The sequence below is a fragment of the Pseudomonas sp. HY2-MNA-CIBAN-0224 genome, from assembly GCF_040310285.1.
Lineage (GTDB): Bacteria > Pseudomonadota > Gammaproteobacteria > Pseudomonadales > Pseudomonadaceae > Aquipseudomonas > Aquipseudomonas helleri.
In genome coordinates, this window is the sequence record NZ_JBEOPQ010000511.1 from 1 (window position 1) to 273 (window position 273).

Sequence of the window (273 nt, forward strand, 5' to 3'; positions counted from 1 at the left end):
GGTCTGAAAAGGTCGCCGACAGTGTTGACAGCTCACTTTGAATAGCTGCAAATTGTTCTTGCTCAGCTTTAGGTAGCGCCACGCCTGACATCTCAAAGCTTCTAAGCGCCAACTCAATAGCACGAGCGCGTGCAGGCTCAAGCGCGGCAAAGAACACCTTGTCATTCACAATGGCTTGGTAGCGGCTAAATAATGGCTGATGCTGCCCTACACGAGTGCCATAAGCAGACAGCTTAGGCAACAGCTCATGATGAACATGGCGAATCTCATCAT

The 273-nt window shown here is 50.2% G+C and carries 1 pseudogene; it reads right to left on the bottom strand.

The features are described 5' to 3' along the window. Positions 1-273 (bottom strand): annotated as a pseudogene (locus tag AAEZ03_RS27355) (hypothetical protein); the annotation flags it as partial.